General features: G+C 76.0%; 1 protein-coding gene and 1 pseudogene. Both read right to left on the reverse strand.

Annotated elements, in window-relative coordinates:
- Window positions 1-5,964: pseudogene (locus tag ACFVYI_RS21040) on the reverse strand (SDR family NAD(P)-dependent oxidoreductase); the annotation flags it as partial.
- Between the two features lie 123 nt (window positions 5,965-6,087).
- The gene (locus ACFVYI_RS21045; protein WP_387887692.1) at window positions 6,088-21,645 is read right to left on the reverse strand and encodes a type I polyketide synthase; all 15,558 of its coding nucleotides are present in this window, start codon (window positions 21,643-21,645) and stop codon (window positions 6,088-6,090) included.
- Window positions 21,646-21,818 lie beyond the last annotated feature (173 nt).

Consider the following 21,818-nt stretch of genomic DNA (forward strand, 5'->3'; position numbering starts at 1 on the left):
GGACTGGCGCTCCAGCACCAGCATGCCCACACCCTCGCCCCAGCCCACACCCTCCGCCGTGTCCGAGAACGAACGGCACCGGCCATCGGCCGACAGACCACCCTGACGCGAGAACTCCACAAAGGTGCTCGGCGTGGACATCACCGTCACCCCGCCGGCCACCGCCAGCGAGCACTCACCGGAACGCAATGCCTGCGCCGCCCAGTGGACGGCCACCAGCGACGACGAGCACGCGGTGTCCACCGTGACCGCCGGACCCTCCAGACCCAGGGTGTACGCGACACGCCCCGAGGCGATACTCGGCGCACTGCCGTTGCCGCGGAAGCCCTCGAACTGTTCGGCTCCGAGGAGATCCCGGTAGTCCGTGTACATCACGCCGGCGAAGACACCCGTCCGGCTGCCGCGCAGCGACACCGGGTCGAGCCCCGCGCGCTCGAACGCCTCCCACGACGTCTCCAACAGCAACCGTTGCTGCGCATCCGTCGCCAACGCCTCACGCGGGCTCATCCCGAAGAACTCGGCATCGAACTGCCCTGCCTCGTACAGGAAGCCGCCCGACCGCGTGTACGAGGTGCCCGGCACCTCGGGATCCGCGCTGTACAGCGACTCCACGTCCCACCCACGGTCGGTCGGGAACCCGGAGATCGCGTCGACACCCTCCGACACCAACCGCCACAGGCCCTCCGGCGACCGCACCCCACCTGGGAAACGGCACGCCATCCCCACGATCACCACCGGATCGTCCAGCACCGACGGCAGCACACCCGGCGGGACGTCCGCTTCGGCCTCGTCGCCGAACAACTCGTCCAGCAGGAACCGGACCAACGCCTCCGCCGACGGATGGTCGAACACCAGCGTCGCCGACAACCGCAGGCCCGTCACCGCGCCGAGCCGGTTCCGCAGCTCCACGGCCGTCAACGAGTCGAACCCGAGGTCCTGGAACGCCCGCCGCGCATCCACCTCGGCCGCGCCCGCATGGCCCAGCACCAGCGCGATCTGCGCACGCACCAGGTCCAGTAGCACCTCCTGCCGCTCGTCCGCCCCCAGGCCCGAGAGTCGGCGGGTCAGATCGTCGACCGCTGTGGAGCCGGTCACGACCGACCGGCGGACCCGCGCACGGACCAGCCCCCGCAGCAGCGCGGGCACCTCGCCCCCCGCGCGCACCGCCGCCAGGTCGAAGCGCACCGGCAGGACCACCGCCTCGTCGGCGGCGAGCGCGGCGTCGAAGAGGGTCGCTCCGTCCGCCGGGGTCAGCTCGGGCATGCCGGTGCGGGCGATCCGCCGGATGTCGACGGCGGCCAGTGTGCCCGTCATGCCGCCGTCCCGGGTCCACGGACCCCATGCGAGCGAGACTCCCGGCAGACCGGCGGCGCGGCGGTGCTGTGCCAGCGCGTCCAGGAAGGTGTTGCCGGCCGCGTAACTGCCCTGGCCGGGGCCACCGAAGATGCCGGACACCGAGGAGAACAGCACGAAGGCCGCGAGGTCCAGGTCCTTCGTCGCCTCGTGCAGATTCCAGGCCGCGTCCACCTTCGGCCGCAGCACCGCCGCCAGGCGCTCCGGCGTCAGCGAACCGACCACCCCGTCATCCAGCACACCCGCCGCATGCACCACCGCACCAACCGAATGACGGGCGACCAACCCGTCCACCGCCGCACGATCCGCGACATCGCACGCCTCGACCACCACCTCCGCGCCCAGATCCGCCAACTCGGCGACCAACTCCGCCGCGCCGTCGGCCTCCGCACCACGACGGCTCACCAGCAACAGACTCCGCACACCGTGCTCGACCACCAGATGCCGGGCCACCACCCGACCCAGCCCACCCGTACCACCCGTCACCAACACCGTGCCGTCGCCGCCCCACGGCGAGACGCTCCCCGACTGAACACCAGGCACCCGAACCAGCCGCGCCGCCAAGACCTCACCACCACGCACCAACACCTGCGGCTCGTCCGACACCAAGGCACCCGGGGGCACTTCACCCCCACCCTCCAGATCCACCAGACCGAACCGGTCCGGATTCTCCGCCAACGCCGACCGCACCAACCCCCACACCGCAGCGCCCGCCAGGTCCACACCCGACACCGCACCACGCGTCACGAACACCAACCGCGACGCCGCAAACCGCCCCTCCACCAACCACGACTGCACCAGACCCAACACCCGCGAAGTCACCGCATGCACGGACCCGGGCACACCACCCGACGACTCCGGGGCCAACTCGACCACCACCGCACCCGGCACATCCACCAACGACGCCAGATCAATGTCCTGACCGACCGTCACAAATGAAGCCGGGTCACCCACCGCCACCGGCACCCACTCCACCCGGAACAACGCATCCCGGCCCGCGCCCTGCGCCGCGCCCGACCACCCGGCCGAGGCCGCCCGCAGCACCAACGACTCCACCGAGGCGACCGGCGCACCCGACGAGTCCGCGACCGCCACGGACACCGAGTCCTCGCCGGTGCGGGTCACCCGTACCCGCACCGCCGACGCGCCCGAGGCATGCAGCGAGACGCCCTCCCAGGAGAACGGGACCACGCCCCGCGGCAGGCCGTTGAAGGCCGACACGTGCAGGGCGGCGTCCAGCAGCGCGGGGTGGAGTCCGAACGGCTCACCGTCCACGCCGGCCGGCAGCGCGACCTCGGCGAAGACCTGCTCGCCCCGTCGCCATGCGGCTCGCAGCCCCTGGAACACCGGGCCGTACCCGAAGCCGCCCTCCGACATCTGCTCGTAGAGGCCGCTCAGGTCCACCGGCTCCGCGCCGGCCGGGGGCCACGTCGCGGCGTCGAAGTCGGCGCCCGGCTCGCCGGACGCGAGAGCACCCGAGCCGCGCTCACCGGTCGCGAGGACGCCGGACGCGTGCCGGGCCCAGGGCCGGTCTCCGGCCCCGTCCGGCCGGGAGCGGACGTCCAGGGTGCGACGGCCGGTCCGGTCGGCCGGTCCCACCCGCACCTGCAGCTGGACGCCGCCGCCTTCGGGCAGGACCAGCGGCGCGGCCATGGTCAGCTCGTCGACCCGGCCGCAGCCGACCTCGTCGGCCGCGCGGATCGCCAGCTCCAGGAAGGCCGTGCCCGGCAGCAGGACCGAGCCGAGCACGACGTGGTCGGCGAGCCACGGGTGGGACCGCACCGACAGCCGCCCGGTGAACATCAGCCCGTCGTCGGCCAGTTCGACGGCGGCGCCGAGCAGCGGGTGGTCAGCGGAGTCCAGCCCGGCCGCGCTGACATCACCGGGTGCCGCGAGTGCGACGTCGGGCCAGAAGCGCTGGTGCTGGAAGGCGTACGTCGGCAGCGCGACCTGCCGGGGGGAGGTCCCCTCGAAGAGCGCGGACCAGTCGACCCGCATTCCGTACGCGTGCAGCTGCGCCACCGCGCCGAGCAGCGTCGCCTCCTCGTCCTGCGCCTTGCGCAGCGCCGGCACCCGCACTGCGCCGTCCGACAGCGAGTCCGCGGCGAGGACGGTCAGCACGCCGTCCGGGCCCACCTCCACGAACCGGCTGACGCCCAGGGCCGCCAGAGCGCGCACACCGTCGGCGAAGCGCACCGCCTCCCGGACGTGGCGCACCCAGTACTCCGGCGAGCACAACTCCTCACCCGGAGCGAGGGCACCGGTCAGGTTGGACACCACCGGGATCGCCGGAACGGCGAAGGTCAGGCCCTCGACCACACCCCGGAACTCCGCCAGCATCGGATCCATCAACGGCGAGTGGAAGGCATGCGAGACCCGCAACCGGGTCACCTTGCGACCCAGTCGCTCGAAGTGGGAACGGACCCGCTCCACCGACTCCGCCGCACCTGACACCACCACCGACGCGGGACCGTTGACCGCCGCGACCGAGACCAACTCGTCCAGAAGCGCCAGGACTTCGTCCTCGCCCGCCTGCACCGCGAGCATCGCGCCACCCTCCGGCAACGCCTGCATCAACCGACCCCGCGCCGCCACCAACGCACAGGCATCCGCCAGCGAGAACACCCCCGCCACATGCGCCGCCGCGACCTCACCGATCGAATGGCCCGCCACGAAGTCCGGCCACACACCCCAGGATTCGAGCAGCCGGAACAGCGCCACCTCCACCGCGAACAGCGCGGCCTGGGCATGCACCGTCCGGTCCAACAGCTCCGCGTCGTCGCCCCACACCACCTCCCGCACCGACTCAAAGCCCGGCTCCGCACAGACCGCGTCGAACGCCTCCGCGAACACCGGGAACCGGCCGTACAACTCCCGCCCCATACCCAGCCGTTGCGACCCCTGCCCGGAGAACAGGAACGCCACCGGAGCCTTGGCCACCACACCGGTGAAGAGACCGGTGGCCGCACCGCCCGCTGCCAGGGCGTCCAGGCCGCTCAGGAGCCGCTCGCGGTCACCGGCCACCACGACGGCCCGGTGCTCCAGCGCCGCCCGGGTGGTCGCCAGCGAGAGGGCGACATCGGTCGGGGTGAGGTCCGCGTCGGCCCGGACGTGTGAGGCCAGCCGCGCGGCCTGGCCGCGCAGGGCGGCCTCCGTCCGGCCGGACAGCAGCCAGGGCACCGCGCCGGGCGTCCGCAGCCGGGCGGCCGGAGGCAGCGGTTCGACCTGCTCGGCCTGCTCCAGCACGATGTGTGCGTTGGTGCCGCTGATGCCGAACGCCGACACGCCGGCCCGGCGCGGCCGACCGGTCGCCGGCCAGTCCCGGGTGTCCGTCAGCAGTTCGACCGCACCGGCGGTCCAGTCGACGTGTGAGGAGGGCGCGTCCACGTGCAGGATCCGCGGCAGCACGCCGCGGCGCAGCGCCATCACCATCTTGATCACGCCGGCCACACCGGAGGCGGCCTGCGCGTGGCCGATGTTCGACTTGATAGCGCCGAGCAGCAGCGGCCGTGCGGGATCGCGGTCCCGACCGTACGTCGTGAGCAGCGCCTGCGCCTCGATCGGATCGCCCAGGGTGGTCCCCGTGCCGTGCGCCTCCACCGCGTCGACCTGGTCGGGCGAGAGCTGCGCGTTGGCGAGTGCCGCCCTGATCACCCGCTGCTGGGAGGGGCCGTTGGGGGCGGTGAGCCGACTGCTGGCACCGTCCTGGTTGACGGCGGTGCCGCGGACCACGGCCAGGACCTGGTGGCCGTTGCGCCGGGCGTCCGAGAGTCGCTCGACCAGCAGGACGCCCACCCCCTCGGACCAGGAGGTGCCGTCGGCGGCCTCGGCGAACGGCTTGCAGCGGCCGTCGGGGGCGAGGCCGCGCTGGCGGGAGAACTCGGTGAACAGGCGGGTGGTCGGCATCACGGCCACGCCACCGGCCAGGGCCATCGAGCACTCGCCGGCGCGCAGCGCGCGAACGGCCAGGTGCAGGGCGACCAGCGCGGAGGAGCAGGCCGTGTCGACGGTCACCGCCGGCCCTTCCAGGCCGAGGACGTAGGAGATCCGGCCGGAGAGCACGCTGACCGCGCCCCCGGTCAGCAGGTGGCCCTCGGTCTCGGCGGACTGCCGGGCGAGCGAGCCGTAGTCGGTGTCGGCGCCTCCGACGAAGACCCCGGTGTCGCTGCCGCGCAGCGAGGCGGGGTCGATCCGGGCGGCCTCGATCGCCTCCCAGGCCGACTCCAGCAGCAGCCGCTGCTGCGGGTCCATCGCCAGGGCCTCGCGCGGTGCGATGCCGAAGAGTTCCGCGTCGAAGTCCCCCACGCCGTCCAGGAAGCCGCCGTGGCGCACATAGCTCTTGCCCGGTGTGCCGGGGGTGGGGTCGTAGAGTGCCCCGGTGTCCCAGCCGCGGTCCTCGGGCAGCTCGCCGATGGCGTCGACGCCGTCGGCCACCATCCGCCACAGGTCCTCCGGCGACCGGACGCCGCCGGGGAGGCGGCAGGCCATGCCGACGACGGCGATCGGCTCGTTCTCCCTGGCCTCGACGGCCTCCAGCCGCTGCCTGGTCCGCTTGAGGTCGGCGGTGACCTTCTTGAGGTAGTCGCGGAGCTTGTCCTCGGAGGAGCTGACCATGGGTGGGAAGACCTCGCAGTTCGGAAGGGCGTTGCACGGTTGCACGGCGTACCGCGCGTTCGGTGTGACCCGGGTGACCCGTGGTGACGGGACCGGCCGGTGGTGACCGGCCGGGCTCGGTCAGGCGAGGCCGAGTTCGTTGTCGATGAGGTCGAAGATCTCGTCGTCGGTCGACGCCGTCAGATCGGCGTCGCCGTGCTGCCCGCTGTCGTCCTCGTCGGGGGTGTCGAGCTTCCACTGCAGTGTCTTGAGCCGCAGGACCAGCCGGGCGCGGGTCTCGGTGTCCAGTTCGGCGCCGGCGACGGCCTTCTCCAGTCCGTCGAGCTCGGCCAGGACGGGCGTGGCCGGCCCGGTGCCCGGCTCGCTGCCCAGTGCGGTGCGCAGATGGCGGGCCAGCCCGACGGGGGTCGGGTGGTCGAAGACGGCGGTGGTCGGCAGCCGCAGGCCGGTCTCGGTGCCGAGGCGGTTGCGCAGCTCGACCGCCGTCAGCGAGGACATGCCGAGGTCCAGGAAGCCCCGGTCGGCCTCGATCGTCGCGGTGGAACCGTGACCGAGGACGGTGGCGACGTGCCCGACGATCAGCTCCAGCAGCAGGTTCTCCTGCTCGGCGGTGCTCAGCCCGGCCAGGCGGTCGCGGAGTTCCTGCTCGGCGGTGTGCCGGGCGCGCGCCCCGGGGGCGGTCGTCGGTTCGGCCCGGCGCACCGGGGCGGGGAGCAGTCCGCGCAGCAGCGCCGGGACGTCACCGGAGGTGAGGGCCCGAAGGCCCAGCCGGACCGGGGCCAGCAGTGGGCTGTCGACGGCCGAGGCGTGGTCGAGCAGGGCGAGCCCCTGGTCGGCCGAGAGGGGCAGCATCCCGGAGCGGGCGAGGCGGGCGACATCCATGTCGCCCAGGGTGGCCGTCATTCCACTGGAATCCCCCCAGTATCCCCACGCCAGCGAGACGGCGGGCAGGCCGCGCGCCCCGCGCTGCTGGGCGAGGGCGTCGAGGAAGGCGTTGGCCGCCGCGTAGTTGGCCTGCGCCATGCCGCCGGCGAGGCCGGCGAAGGAGGAGAAGAGCACGAAGGCGGAGAGGTCCGCGTCCCGGGTCAGCTCGTGCAGGTGCCAGGCGGCGTCCACCTTGGGCCGCAGGACCTGCTCGACCTGTTCGTCCGTCAGGCTTTCCAGCAGGCCGTCGCCGAGCACACCCGCCGCGTGCACGACGGCGGTCAGCGGGTGCTCGGCCGGGATGTCGCGCAGGACGGCGGCGAGCCGGTCCCGGTCGGCGGCGTCGCAGGCGACCACGGAGACCTCGGCTCCGAGGCCCGCCAGCTCGGCGCGCAGCTCCTCGGCTCCGGGGGCGTCGAGTCCGCGCCGACCGGTCAGCAGCAGGTGGCCCACCCCGTGCCGGGTGACCAGGTGCCGGGCGACCAGAGCGCCGAGCGTGCCCGTTCCGCCGGTGATCAGGACGGTGCCTGCGCCCGTGCCGTCCCACGGCCGGACGGGGGCGGCGGGCTCCGGGGCGGCCGGGACCAGCCGCGGTACCAGCACCGTTCCGTTCCGCACGGCCAGTTGGGACTCCCCGGTGGCGATCGCGGCCGCCGTCGCGGCCGGCAGGGCCTGCTCGGAGCACGCGCGGTCGTCGAGGTCGACCAGCAGGAACCGGCCGGGGTGCTCGGACTGCGCGGAGCGGAGCAGGCCCCAGACCGCGGCGGTGGCGGGGGCCGGGACGTCCTCCTGCGGACCGGTGCCGACCGCGCCGGAGGTCACCAGGACCAGCCGCGAGGCCGCGTACCGGGGGTCGGCCAGCCAGCGCCGGGCGAGGTCGAGCACGGCGTGCACGGCCTCGTGCGCGGCGGCGACGACGTCCGGACGCTCGGAGCCCTCGGTCGGCGTCTCGGCCGAGAACCGCAGCAGCACGGTGTCGGGAGCCGGCTGCGTCGCCGGCTCCCCGGAGGTCAGGGCCGCGCGCAGGTCGGCGGGCCGGTCGAAGGTGCGGGCCGGGGCGGCGGCCCGGTCGGCCGGGCCCGTGACGGGCAGTTCGCTCCACTCGACGCGGTACAGCGCACCCCGGCGCTCGGCCGCCGTCGGGGCGTCGTCGGCGCGGGGTGTCGCGTCCAGCCAGTAGCGCTCCCGCTGGAAGGCGTAGGTGGGCAGGTCGACGACCCGGCCGCCCGCGACCGCGCGGCTCCAGTCGACCCGGACGCCCTGCACGTGGGCCTCGGCGAGGGAGGTCAGCACCCGGGCCGGGCCGCCGTCGTCGCGGCGGACCGATCCGATCACCACCGCCTCGGCCTCCGCCGCCGCGACGGTGTCCTCGATGCCCGTGGTGAGGACGGGGTGCGGGCTGGCCTCGACGAAGACGTCGTGGCCCTGGCCCAGCAGGGCGCGCACCGACTCCTCCAGGCGCACGGTGCGGCGCAGGTTCTCGAACCAGTAGCGCGCGTCCAGCCGGGTGTCGCGGTCGGCCCAGTCGGCCGTCACCGTCGAGAAGAACGGGATCCGGGCCGGGCGGGTCCGGATGCCGCCCAGGTCCGCCAGCAGGGTCTCCCGGATGCGCTCGACCTGGGCCGAGTGCGAGGCGTAGTCCACCGGGATCCGCTTGGCCCGCACGCCGTCGCCCGCGCAGGAGTCGATCAGTTCGGCGAGCGCGCCGGGATCACCGGAGACGACCACGCCGGCCGGCCCGTTGACCGCGGCGATCGAGATCTGCTCGCCCCAGGCGGCGAGTCGGGCCAGCACCTCGGCGTGCGGCGCGGTCACCGACACCATCCCGCCCTGGCCGGAGAGTGCGGCGGCGATGGCCCGGCTGCGCAGGGCGACCACCTTGGCCGCGTCGGCCGGCGAGAGCAGGCCGGCGACGCAGGCGGCCGCGATCTCGCCCTGGGAGTGCCCCAGGACGGCGGCCGGCTCCACGCCGTGGGCGCGCCAGACCTCGGCCAGTGCGACCATCACCGCCCACAGCGCGGGTTGGGCGACGTCCACCCGGTCGAGCCCGGGCGCGTCCTCGGCGCCGCGCAGCACGGCGCGCAGCGACCAGTCCGTGTACGGCGCCAGGGCCTGCTCGCACTCGGCGATCCGGTCGTCGAACGCCGGTGAGCCGTCGAGGAGTTCGGCGCCCATGCCGGCCCACTGGGAGCCCTGGCCGGGGAAGACCAGGACGGCCTTGCGGTCGCGGCCCGAGGCCCGGCGGCCGTGGACGACCCCGGGCGCGGGCCGGCCTTCGGCGAGCGCGCGCAGTCCGGTGCGCAGGGCGTCGCGACCGGTGCCGACCACGACGGCCCGGTGTTCGAGGGTCGCGCGTCCGCTGACCAGGGACGCGGCGGTGTCGAGCGTCGGGGCCGCGTCCAGGTGGGCGAGCAGGGCCCGGGCCTGACCGCGCAGGGCGGGTGCGCTGCGCGCCGAGAGCAGCAGCGGCAGCGCGGACGGCTCGGGCCTCGGCTCGGGTGCCGGCCCGGTCGGGCCGGGTTCGACCTCAGGTGCCTGTTCGAGGATGACGTGCGCGTTGGTGCCGCTGATGCCGAAGGAGGAGACCCCGGCCCGGCGCGGCCGCCCGGTGACCGGCCAGGGGGTGGCCTCGGCGAGCAGGCCGACGGCGCCGGCGGACCAGTCCACCTGCGGGGTCGGGGCATCGATGTGCAGGCTCGCGGGGAGCAGGCCGTGCCGCATCGCCAGGACCATCTTCATCACCCCGGCCACCCCGGCCGCGGCCTGGCTGTGGCCGATGTTCGACTTGATGGAGCCGAGCAGCAGCGGGTGGCCGGTCGGCCGGTCCTGCCCGTAGGTGGCCAGCAGGGCCTGGGCCTCGATCGGGTCGCCGAGCCGGGTGCCCGTGCCGTGCGCCTCGACGGCGTCCACCTCACCGGCCGTCAGTCCCGCGTTGGCCAGCGCCTGGCGGATCACCCGCTGCTGGGAGGGGCCGTTGGGGGCGCTGAGCCCGTTGCTGGCACCGTCCTGGTTGATCGCGGAGCCGCGCAGCACGGCCCAGACCCGGTGGCCGTTGCGCAGCGCGTCGGAGAGCCGCTCGACCACCAGCAGGCCGACGCCCTCGGCGAAGCCCGTCCCGTCGGCGGCCGCCGCGAAGGGCTTGCAGCGGCCGTCGGCCGCCAGTCCGCGCTGGCGCGAGAAGTCGACCATGATCCCCGGGGAGGACATCACGGTCACCCCGCCGGCCAGGGCCAGCGAGCACTCGCCGCCGCGCAGCGCCTGCGCCGCCAGGTGCAGGGCCACCAGCGAGGAGGAGCAGGCCGTGTCGACGGTGACCGCCGGGCCCTCCAGCCCCAGGGTGTAGGCGACCCGGCCGGAGACCACGCTGCCGGCGTTGCCGTTGTTGACGTAGCCCGCGAGCTCCTCCGGCAGCTGCCCGACCCGCCCGATGTAGTCGCTGGAGGAGAGGCCGGCGAAGACGCCGGTCCGGCTGCCCCGCAGCTCCTTCGGGTCGATACCGGCCCGCTCGACGGCCTCCCAGGCCGTTTCGAGCAGCAGTCGCTGCTGCGGGTCCATCGCCAGCGCCTCGTTCGGGCCGATGCCGAAGAAGTCCGCGTCGAACTCGGCGGCCTGGTGCAGGAACCCGCCCTCCAGGGTGCGGGAGCCGGCGAGCCGGTCGGGGACGGAGTCGTAGAGCCCTTCCACGTCCCAGCCGCGGTCGGTGGGCAGGCCCGCGACGGCGTCGGTGCCCGAGGCGAGCAGCGCCCACAGGTCCTCCGGCGAGCGGACGCCGCCGGGGTAGTGGCAGGCCATGCCGACGATCGCGATCGGCTCGTCGGCGGCGACGGCCGCCGCCGGGGCCGGCGCGCCCTGGTCGGCCGGGCCGCCGGTGAGCTGTGCGGCGAGGTGGTCCGCGAGCGCGCCCGGGCTGGGGTGGTCGAAGACCAGGGTGGCCGGCAGCCGCAGGCCGGTGGCGGTGGTGAGCCGGTTGCGCAGCTCGACCGCCGTGAGCGAGTCGAAGCCCAGGTCGCGAAAGGCCCGGCCGGCGTGGACGGACTCCGTACCCGGATGGCCCAGCACGGCGGCGGCGTGGCCGGCCACCAGGTCGAGCAGCAGGGCGCGGCGGTCGGCGGCCGCGAGCGCGGCCAGGCGCCGCCGCAGTCCGTCGGGTGCGGCGGCCTCGCCGTGCCCGGCCGCCGTGCGGGTCCGGCCGCGGAACAGCGAACGCAGCAGGGCGGGGAGCCGGTCGCGGGTGCGCGCGCGCAGCGCGGCGGTGTCGAGCCGGACGGGGACGAGCTGCGCCCGCCCCGCCGCGACGGCCGCGTCGAACAGCTCGATCCCGTCCCGGGTGTCCAGGCGCAGCCCGCCGCTCTGCCGGGCGCGGGCCAGGTCGGCGGCGTCCAGGTGTCCGGTCATCCCGCTGGCCTGTGCCCACAGGCCCCAGGCCAGCGAGGTGGTGGGCAGCCCGCGGACCCGGCGGTGCTGGGCGAGGCCGTCCAGGAAGGCGTTGGCCGCCGCGTAGCTGCCCTGGCCGGCCGAGCCGAAGACGCCCGCGGCGGAGGAGAAGAGCACCAGGTCGGCGAGGTCCAGCCGCTCGGTCAGCCGGTGCAGGTGCCAGGCGGCGTCGGCCTTGGGCCGCAGGACGGTGCGCAGCCGTTCGGGGGTCAGTGCGGCGAGCACGCCGTCGTCGAGGACGCCGGCGGCGTGCACCACGGCGGTCAGCGGGTGCCCGGCCGGTATGCCGGCCACCAGGTCGGCCAGTGCCTCCCGGTCGGCCGCGTCGCAGGCGGCCACGGTGACCCGGGCGCCGAGGGCGGTGAGGTCCGCGCACAGTGCCTCGGCTCCGGCGGCCTCCGGGCCCCGGCGGCCGGCCAGCAGCAGGTGGCGGACGCCGCGTTCGGCGACCAGGTGGCGGGCGAGCAGGCCGCCCAGCTCGCCGGTGCCACCGGTGATCAGCACGGTGCCCTCGGGGTCCCACGGGCGGGGCACGGTCAGCACGACCTTGCCGGTGTGCCGGGCCTGGGCCATGTGCCGGAAGGCCTCGCGGGCGTGCCGCACGTCCCAGGCGGTGGTGGGCAGGGGGCGCAGTGCGCCCTGCTCGAAGAGCGTGACCAGCTCGGTCAGCATCTGCCGGATCCGGTCCGGTCCGGCCTCGATCAGGTCGAAGGCGCGGTAGCCGGCGCCCGGGTGGTCCCGGGCGATCTGCTCGGCCGCGCGGACGTCGGTCTTGCCCATCTCGATCAGGCGTCCGCCCGGGCGCAGCAGGCGCAGCGAGGCGTCGACGTACTCGCCGGCCAGGGAGTTCAGCACCACGTCGACGCCCCGGCCGCCGGTGGCGGTGCGGAACGCGCCCTCGAAGTCCAGGGTCCGGGAGGAGGCCAGCCGCTCGGCGGGCCAGCCCTCGGCGCGCAGCAGCTCCTGCTTGGCCCCGCTCGTGGTGCCGTACACCTCGGCTCCCCAGAGCCGGGCCAGCTGGGTGGCGGCCATGCCGACGCCGCCGGTGGCGGCGTGCACCAGGACGGACTCGCCGGGGGCCAGGCCGGCCAGGTCGCGCAGGGCGTAGTAGGCGGTGAGGAAGGCCACGGGGACGGACGCCGCCTCGGTGAAGGTCCAGCCCTGCGGCATCCGCACCAGCACCCGGTGGTCGGCGACGGCCAGGGGGCCGAAGCCGCCGGTCACCAGGCCCGTCACCCGGTCGCCGGGAGCCAGTCCGGTCACGCCCGGGCCGACCTCGACCACGGTGCCGGCGGCCTCGGAGCCGAGCAGGCGGGCGCCGCCGGGGTACATGCCGAGGGCGTTGAGGACGTCGCGGAAGTTCAGGCCGGCGGCCCGGACCGCGAGCCGGACCTGGCCCGGTTCGAGTGCGGCCGTCGCGTCCGGGGCGGGCAGCAGGGCGAGGTGGTCGACGGTGCCCTTCCCGGTGAGGTCCAGCCGCCACGGCGCCGCGGTGTCCGGTGCGGTCAGTGCGGCGCCCGGCCGGGCGCGGACCAGGCGCGGGGCGTGGGTGACGCCCTGGCGCAGCGCCAGCTGGGGTTCGCCCGTCTCCAGGGCGTCGGGAAGTGCGCGCCAGGAGGCGGGGTGCCCGTCGAGGTCGGCGAGCACGATCCGGCCGGGGTGCTCGGTCTGTGCCGCGCGGACCAGCCCCCAGAGTGCGGCGCCGGGCAGGTCGGTGAGGGCCTCGCCGGGGTCGGTGGCGACGGCGTGCTCGGTGGTCACCAGCAGGCGGGTGGCCGCGAAACGCTCGTCGGCGAGCCACTCCTGGAGCAGCTTGAGGACGCGGTCCAGCGTTTCGCCGGTCGCCTCGGGTACGTCGGCGCGGGGTTGCGGCGCGGTGACCAGGACGACCTCGGGGGCCGGGGTGCCGGGCCGGTCGTCCCGGGCCGTCAGGACGGCCCCGCCCTCGGCCAGGGCCGCGGTGTGGCGCGGCTCGGTGCCGATCAGCGCCCACCGGGCGGCGGCCGGCGCCGCGGCCCGTTCCGGGGCGGGCACCGCGGGCCACTCGATCGCGAAGAGCGCGTCCTGGACGGCGCCCGACCCGCCGGCCAGGGCGTCGGCGGAGAGCGGCCGCACGGCCAGCGCGTCGATCGTGGCCACCGGCCGGCCCGCCCGGTCGGCCATCAGGACCCGGACGGCGCCCGGTCCGGCCGGGCTCAGCCGTACCCGCAGCGAGGTCGCCGCGGTGGCGTGCAGCGAGACGCCGGTCCAGGAGAACGGCAGGCCGGGCCGGCCGTCCTCGGCGCGCAGCGGCCCGAGGCCCGCCGCGTGCAGCGCGGCGTCCAGCAGCGCCGGGTGGATCCCGAACCGGGCCGCCTGCGGCAGCGCCGCCTCGGGCAGCTCCACCTCGGCGAGGACGTCCTCGCCGAGGCCCCAGGCCGCGCGGACTCCTCGGAACACCGGGCCGTACTCGTAGCCGGCCGCGCGCAGCGTGGCGTAGAAGCCGTCGACGGGCAGCGGCCGCGCCTCGCGCGGCGGCCAGTCGGCGAAGGCCCCGAACGGGGTGTCGGCGGGCTCGGCCCGGGGTGCGGCGAGGGTGCCGGTGGCGTGTTCGGTCCACGGCGCGTCCGTGTCGCCCCGGCCGGTGTGCACGGTCACCGGTCGCAGCCCCGCCTCGTCGGGGGCGCCGACGGCGATCTGCACCCGCAGCTCGCCGCCCTCGGGCAGCAGCACCGGTGCGTGCAGGGTGAGTTCCTCGATCCGGCCGCGACCGAGCTCGTCGCCGGCCCGGATCACCGCCTCGGCCAGGGCCGCGCCGGGCACGACCACCACGCCGGCCACGGCGTGCTCGGCGAGCCAGGGGTGGCTGCGCAGCGACCACCGGGCGGTCGCCACCAGCCCGTCGCCGCCCGCGAGTCGCACGGAGGCGCCGAGCAGCGGGTGGTCGAGCGCGGCCAGGCCCGCCGCGGTCACGTCGCCGGTCGGCTGCGCGCCGCGGGGCCAGAACCGCTTGTGCTGGAAGGCGTAGGTCGGCAGGTGCGCCGGGTCGGCGGGCCGGCCGGCGAAGAGGGCGGTCCAGTCGACCCGGGCGCCGTGGTTGCGGGCGTCGGCGAGCGAGAGCAGGAACCGTGCGAGGGAGCCCTCGTCACGCCGCAGCGTGCCGCCGGCGGCGGCGGGGAGCCCGGTGGACTCGATGGTCTCCTGCAGGCCGGTGGTGACCACCGGGTGCGGGCCGACCTCGATGAACACCCGGTAGCCGTCGGCCAGCAGGGCCCGGGTGGCCTGCTCGAACCGCACGGTCCGGCGCAGGTTGCGGTACCAGTAGGCGGCGTCCAGACCGGTGGTGTCGATCGGCGCGCCGCTGACCGTCGAGTAGAAGGGGATGTCGGCCGGGCGGGGCACGATCGGTGCCAGCAGCGCGCCCAGCTCCTCCTCGATGCGCTCCACCTGCGCGGAGTGCGAGGCGTAGTCGACCGGCACCCGGCGGGCCCGGACGCCGTCCCGTTCGCAGCCGGTGACCAGCGCGTCGAGGGCGTCCGGCGCGCCGGAGACGACCACCGAGGCCGGGCCGTTGACCGCGGCCACCGAGAGCCGCTCGCCGAAGGGCCGGACGAGGTCCCGGACGGCCTCGACCGAGGCCGCCACCGCGACCATCCCGCCCAGGCCGGACAGCGCGGTCAGCGCCCTGCTGCGCAGCGCGACCACCCGCGCGGCGTCGTCCAGCGAGAGCGCGCCGGCCACGCAGGCCGCGGCGATCTCGCCCTGGGAGTGGCCCACCACGGCCGCCGGCCGCACGCCGTGCGCCTGCCACAGCCGCGCGAGGGAGACCATGACGGCGAAGAGCACGGGCTGGACGACGTCCACCTGCTCCAGGGACGGCGCGTCGGGTGCGCCGCGCAGCACGTCGTGCAGCGACCAGTCGACGTGGGGTGCGAGCGCGGCCGCGCAGGCGTCCATCCGCTCCGCGAAGACCGGGGAGGTGTCCAGCAGTTCCAGCGCCATCCCGGCCCACTGCGAGCCCTGGCCGGGGAAGACGAACACCGTGTCGCCGTCGCCCTCGCAGTGGCCCTCGCGGACGGCCGGGTGGGCCCGGCCCTCGGCCAGCGCGTCGAGTCCGGCCAGCAGGGTCTCCCGGTCGGCGGCCACGACGGCCGCGCGGTGGTCCAGTGCGGCCCGGGTGGTCGCCAGCGCGTGGGCGAGGCCGGTCGGCTCGGTGCCGGGCGCCGCCAGGTGCCCGGCGAGGCGGCGGGCCTGTTCGCGCAGCGCCTGCGGGGTGTGGGCGGACAGCACCCAGGGCAGCGGTGCCGGGGCGCCCCCGACGGGGCCGGGCGCCGGTTGGGGTTGCGCCCGCGGTTCGGGGTGCGCCTCCAGGATCACGTGGGCGTTGGTGCCGCTGATCCCGAAGGAGGAGACCGCGGCGCGGTGCGGGTGGTCGCCGGCGGGCCACGGGGTCGGCTCGGCGACCAGTGCGACGGCGCCCGCCGACCAGTCGACGTGCGGGGTGGGGGCATCGATGTGCAGGCTCGCGGGCACCAGACCGTGCCGCATCGCCAGCACCATCTTCATCACGCCCGCGACGCCGGCGGCGGCCTGGGTGTGTCCGAGGTTGGACTTCACCGATCCGAGCAACAGCGGCCGGTCGCCGGGGCGGTCCCGGCCGTAGGTGGCGAGCAGCGCCTGGGCCTCGATCGGGTCGCCCAGCCGGGTGCCGGTGCCGTGCGCCTCGACCACGTCCACCTCCGCCGCGGCGAGCCCCGCGTCGGCCAGCGCCCGCCGGATCACCCGCTGCTGGGACGGCCCGTTGGGCGCCGTCAGCCCGTTGGACGCGCCGTCCTGGTTCACCGCGCTGCCGCGCACCACCGCCAGCACCGGGTGACCGTTGCGGACGGCGTCCGACAGGCGCTCGACCAGCAGCAGCCCCGCACCCTCGCTCCAGCCGGTGCCGTCGGCGGCCGCCGCGAACGGCTTGCACCGCCCGTCCGGCGCCAGCCCCCGCTGCCGGGAGAACTCGACGAACATCTGCGGGGTCGACATCACCGTGACACCGCCGGCCAGCGCCAGCGCGCACTCGCCCCGGCGCAGCGACTGCACCGCCAGGTGCAGGGCCACCAGCGAGGAGGAGCAGGCCGTGTCCACGGTGACCGCCGGGCCCTCGAAGCCGAAGGTGTAGGACAGCCGGCCGGAGACCACGCTGGACGCGCTGCCGGTCATCAGATAGCCGGCCACGTCGTCCTCGGCCGTGTCCAGGACCCGGGGGTAGTCCTGGAAGTTGGAGCCGACGAACACGCCGGTGGCGCTGGCCCGCAGCGAGTCCGGTGCCACCCCCGCGCGTTCGAGGGTCTCCCAGGCGGTCTCCAGGAGCAGGCGCTGCTGGGGGTCCATGGCCAGCGCCTCGCGCGGCGAGATCCCGAAGAGTTCGGCGTCGAAACCGGCGAGGTCCGCGAGGAAGCCGCCCTCGCGCACGTAGCTGGTGCCCCGGTGCTCCGGGTCCGGGTGGTAGATCCGCTCGGTGTCCCAGCCGCGCCCGGCCGGGAAGGGGCTGATGCCGTCCGCCCCGTCGGCGAGCAGCCGCCAGAGGTCCTCCGGTGTGCTCACCCCGCCCGGGAAGCGGCAGGCCATCGCCACGATCGCGACGGGCTCCTCGGAGCCGGTCGTCGCGACGGTGCCGGGGTCGGCCGGCTCCCGGCCGCCCGTCAGCTCGGCCCGCAGGTGGGCGGCGACGGCGACGGCCGTCGGGTGGTCGAAGAGCAGCGTGGCCGGCAGCCGCAGGCCGGTCACGGCGGCCAGCCGGTTGCGCAGCTCGACCGCCGTCAGCGAGTCGAAGCCCAGCTCCCGGAAGGCGCGCTTGGCGTCGATGCCGCCCGGGGAGGCGTGCCCGAGCACCTGGGCGATCTGCTCGCGCAGCAGCTCGACCAGGATGCGGTCCTGCTCGGCCCCGGCGACGCCGGCCAGTCGCCCGCGCAGCGGCGAGGTGCCGGTCGGGCCGCCGCCGTCGGCCGGGCGCAGCGCCCGCACCTCGGGCAGGTCGGCGATCAGCGGGCTGGGGCGGGCCGCCGTCAGGACCGCCGTCAGCGAACGCCAGTCCACCTCGGCCACGGTCGCACAGGTCGTGCCCCTCGCCACCGCCCGTCGCAGGGCCAGCAGCGCCGGTTCGGGCGCCATCGGGACGAGCCCGCCCCGGCGCATCCGCTCGGCCGGCAGCTCGGTGGCGGCGGCCATGCCGCGGCCGTCCCAGGGGCCCCAGGCCACCGAGGTCGCCACCAGCCCCTCGGCGCGGCGCTGCCCGGCCAGCGCGTCCAGGTAGGCGTTGGCCGCCGCGTAGTTGGCCTGGCCGGCGTTGCCCAGCACCCCGGAGACCGAGGAGAAGAGCACGAACATCGCCAGTCGGTGGCCCCGGGTCAGCTCGTGCAGGTGGCGTGCCCCCTCGGCCTTGGCGCGCAGCACGCTCTCGAAGCGGTCGGTGGTCAGCGACTCCAGTACGCCGTCGTCCAGCACGCCGGCCGCGTGCACGACCGCGGTCAGCGGCAGCTCGGCCGGGATCTCGGCGAGCAGCCTGGCCAGCGCCGCCCGGTCCGCGACGTCGCAGGCGGCCACGGTGACCCGGGCTCCCGAGGCGGTCAGCCGCTCCGTCAGCTCGGCGACGCCCTCGGCGGCCGCACCCCGGCGGCCGACCAGCAGCAGGTGTTCGGCACCGGCGGTGGCCAGCCACTGCGCCACCCGGGCGCCGAGCGCGCCCGTGCCGCCGGTGATCAGCACCGTGCCGCCGGGCGCCGTCCAGCCCTCCTCGGCGGCCGCCTCCGACGTGCCGGCGGCCGGGATGCGGGCCAGCCTGCGGGCGAGCACGCCGGCGGCGCGGACCGCGACCTGGTCCTCGCCGGCCCCGGCGAGCACGCCGGCCAGCCCCGCCAGGACCCGGCCGTCCAGGACCGCCGGCAGGTCGACCAGGCCGCCCCACAGCTGCGGGTGCTCCAGCGCGGCGACCCGCCCGAAGCCCCAGAGCTGCGCCTGCAGCGCCCCGGACACCGGGTCCGTGCGGTCCACGGCCACGGCCTCGCGGGTGACGCACCACAGCGGCGCGCCGGCGCCCGCCCGGTCCAGCGTGCGCAGCAGCTCCGCCGTCGCGGCCAGCCCCTGCGGCACCGCCGGGAAGTCGGGGTGCGGTCGCTCGTCCAGGGCCAGCACCGAGATCACTCCGGCCAGGGGCTCCCCGGCGGTCCGGCGGACGACCTCCGCCATGTCGGTACCCGGCGCGGTCAGGCGTTCGATCCGCATCCCCCGGGCGGCCAGGTCGTCGAGCAGGGTGGCCGTCCAGCCGTCGTCGTCGGCACCCTGCGGGAGGACGGCCAGCCAGCGACCGGCCGCCGGCCGCTCCGGGCGGGCGGTGACGGGTGTCCACGAGGCCCGGTAGCCCCACCCGTCCACGGTGGCGGACTCCCGCCGCTGCCGCCGCCAGGACGCCAGGACCGGGAGCAGGTCGTCGAGCGAGGCCTCGGCCGCCCGCCCTTCGATGCCGAGCACCGAGGACGCCTCCCGCAGGTCCCCGCGCTCCACCGCCGCCCAGAAGGCGGTCTCCACCGGGTCGGTCGGCGCTTCGCCCGTCACCGCGTCCAGGGCGCCGGTCGGCGGCCAGAACCGCCGGCGCTGGAAGGCGTAGGTCGGCAGCTCGACGCGCCGCGCCCGCGCCCCGGGGTCCAGCGCGGCCCAGTCGACCCGCACCCCGTGGACGTGCAGCCGGGCCAGCGCGTGCAGCGCCGTCGCCTCCTCGCCACGGCCCTTGCGCAGGACGGGCACCAGGGCGGCGTCCGCACCGGCCGACTCCCGGGCCAGCGCGGACAGGACGCCGTCCGGGCCGAGCTCCAGGAAGCGCGTGACGCCCCGGGCCCGCAGGGTGCGCACAGCGTCGGCGAACCGGACGGGCTCGCGGACGTGGCGCACCCAGTACTCCGGCGAGCGGAGCTGCTCCTCGGTCGCGAGTTCGCCGGTCAGGCCGCAGACGAGCGGAACGGCCGGCGCCCCGGGGCGCAGACCCGCCACCACCTGGCCGAACTCTTCGAGCATCGGGTCCATCAGCGGGGAGTGGAAGGCGTGACTCACCCGCAGCCGGGTCGTCCTGCGGCCCTGTTCCGCGAACCGGACGCGGATCCGCTCGACCGCGTCCCGGTGCCCGGAGACCACCACGGACGTGGGCCCGTTGACGGCGGCCAGCGAGACGGACCCGCCCAGCAGGGGCAGGACTTCGGCCTCGGTCGCGTCGAGGGCGGCCATCGCTCCGCCGCCGGGCAGTGCCTGCATCAGCCGGCCCCGCGCCGCGACCAGCGTGCAGGCGTCGGCCGGCGAGAAGACCCCGGCCACGTGCGCGGCGGCGATCTCACCGATCGAGTGGCCGGCCATGAACTGCGGCTTCACGCCCCAGGATTCGACCAGCCGGAAGAGCGCGACCTCGACCGCGAACAGTGCGGCCTGGGCGTGCTCCGTCCGGTCGAGGAGCTGCGCGTCCGCGCCCCAGAAGACCTCGCGCAGCGGGCCGTCGAACCCCGCGCAGACGGCGTCGAAGGCCTCGGCGAAGACCGGGTACCGGCCGTACAGCTCCCGCCCCGTGCCGAGCCGCTGCGCGCCCTGGCCGGAGAACAGGAAGGCCAGCGGCGCCTTCGCCGCCTCCCCTTCGACCAGGGCGGCGGCGCCGCGCCCCTCGGCCAGGGCGTCCAGTCCGCGCAGCGCCTCCTCCCGGTCGGCCGCGACCACGACGGCGCGGTGCTCCAGCTGGGCCCGGGTGGTCGCCAGCGAGCCGGCCACGTCGTCGGTGGCGAGCTCCGGGTGGGAGCGCACATGGGCGGCCAGCCGCCCGGCCTGGGCGCGCAGCGCCTCCGCGCTCCTGGCCGACACCAGCCAGACCGGGAGGGCGGGCCGGTCGGCCGTCGGCAGCTCGGACGACGGCTGCTCGGACGACGGCTGGGGGGCCTGCTCGACGATCACGTGGGCGTTGGTCCCGCTGACCCCGAAGGAGGAGACGGCCGCCCGCTGCGGGCGGCCGGTGACGGGCCAGGCGGCCGGCTCGGTGAGCAGCTCGACGGCGCCCGCCGACCAGTCGACGTGCGGGGTGGGGGCGTCGATGTGCAGGCTCGCGGGCACCAGGCCGTGCCGCATCGCCAGCACCATCTTCATCACGCCCGCGACCCCCGAGGCCGCCTGGGTGTGCCCGATGTTCGACTTGAGCGACCCGAGCAGCAGCGGCCGCCCCTGCGGCCGGTCCTGGCCGTAGGTGGCCAGCAGGGCCGCCGCCTCGATCGGGTCGCCCAGCCGGGTACCGGTGCCGTGCGCCTCGACCACGTCCACCTCCGCCGCGGCGAGCCCCGCGTCGGCCAGCGCCCGCCGGATCACCCGCTGCTGGGACGGCCCGTTGGGCGCCGTCAGCCCGTTGGACGCGCCGTCCTGGTTCACCGCGCTGCCGCGCACCACCGCCAGCACCGGGTGACCGTTGAGGACGGCGTCCGACAGGCGCTCGACCAGCAGCAGCCCCGCACCCTCGCTCCAGCCGGTGCCGTCGGCGGCCGCCGCGAACGGCTTGCACCGCCCGTCCGGCGCCAGCCCCCGCTGCCGGGAGAACTCGACGAACATCTGCGGGGTCGACATCACCGTGACACCGCCGGCCAGCGCCAGCGCGCACTCGCCCCGGCGCAGCGACTGCACCGCCAGGTGCAGGGCCACCAGCGAGGAGGAGCAGGCCGTGTCCACGGTGACCGCCGGGCCCTCCAGCCCGAGCACGTAGGAGATCCGTCCGGAGGCCACGCTGACGGTGTTGCCGGTCAGCAGGTGACCGCCCAGCTCCTCCTCCGACCGCCCGGTGAGCACCGTGTCGTAGCCGCCGTGGCCGGTGCCGACGAACACGCCGGTCGGCGTGGAGCGCAGCGCGTCGGGGGACATCCCGGCCTGCTCGACGGCCTCCCAGGCCGTCTCCAGCAGCAGCCGCTGCTGCGGGTCCATCGCCAGCGCCTCACGGGGCGAGATGCCGAAGAACGCGGCGTCGAACTCCGCCGCCTCGTGCAGGAACCCGCTCGCGCGGGTGCAGGTGGTGCCCGGGTGGTCCGGGTCGGGGTCGTACAGCGCGTCGAGGTCCCAGCCCCGGTCGGCGGGGAAGCCCGAGACCGCGTCGACGCCGTCGCGCACCAGCTCCCACAGCTCCCCGGGGGAGCGGACGCCGCCCGGATAGCGGCAGGCCATCCCGACGATCGCGATCGGCTCCCGGCTCCGGCCGTCCGCCTCGCGCAGCTGCTCGCGAGTCTCGTGAAGGTCCGCGACGGCCCGCTTCAGATAGTCGCGGAGCTTCTCCTCGTTCGACATCACGATGTCAACCTCTCGGGGTGAGATGCCGGGTTCCTGACCTCCAGGTCCGACCCGCCGCCCAGTCTGACCACGGTCGTCCCCGGTTTTCCCTAGGGTCCGTCCGCAGCCGGGTGACCGGGAGGCGGCCAGGCGAAGGCACACCGGGCTCCCCCACGGGCTGCCCGGTGCGCCGT

It is taken from the genome of Kitasatospora sp. NPDC058218, from assembly GCF_042882445.1.
Taxonomy (GTDB): domain Bacteria; phylum Actinomycetota; class Actinomycetes; order Streptomycetales; family Streptomycetaceae; genus Kitasatospora.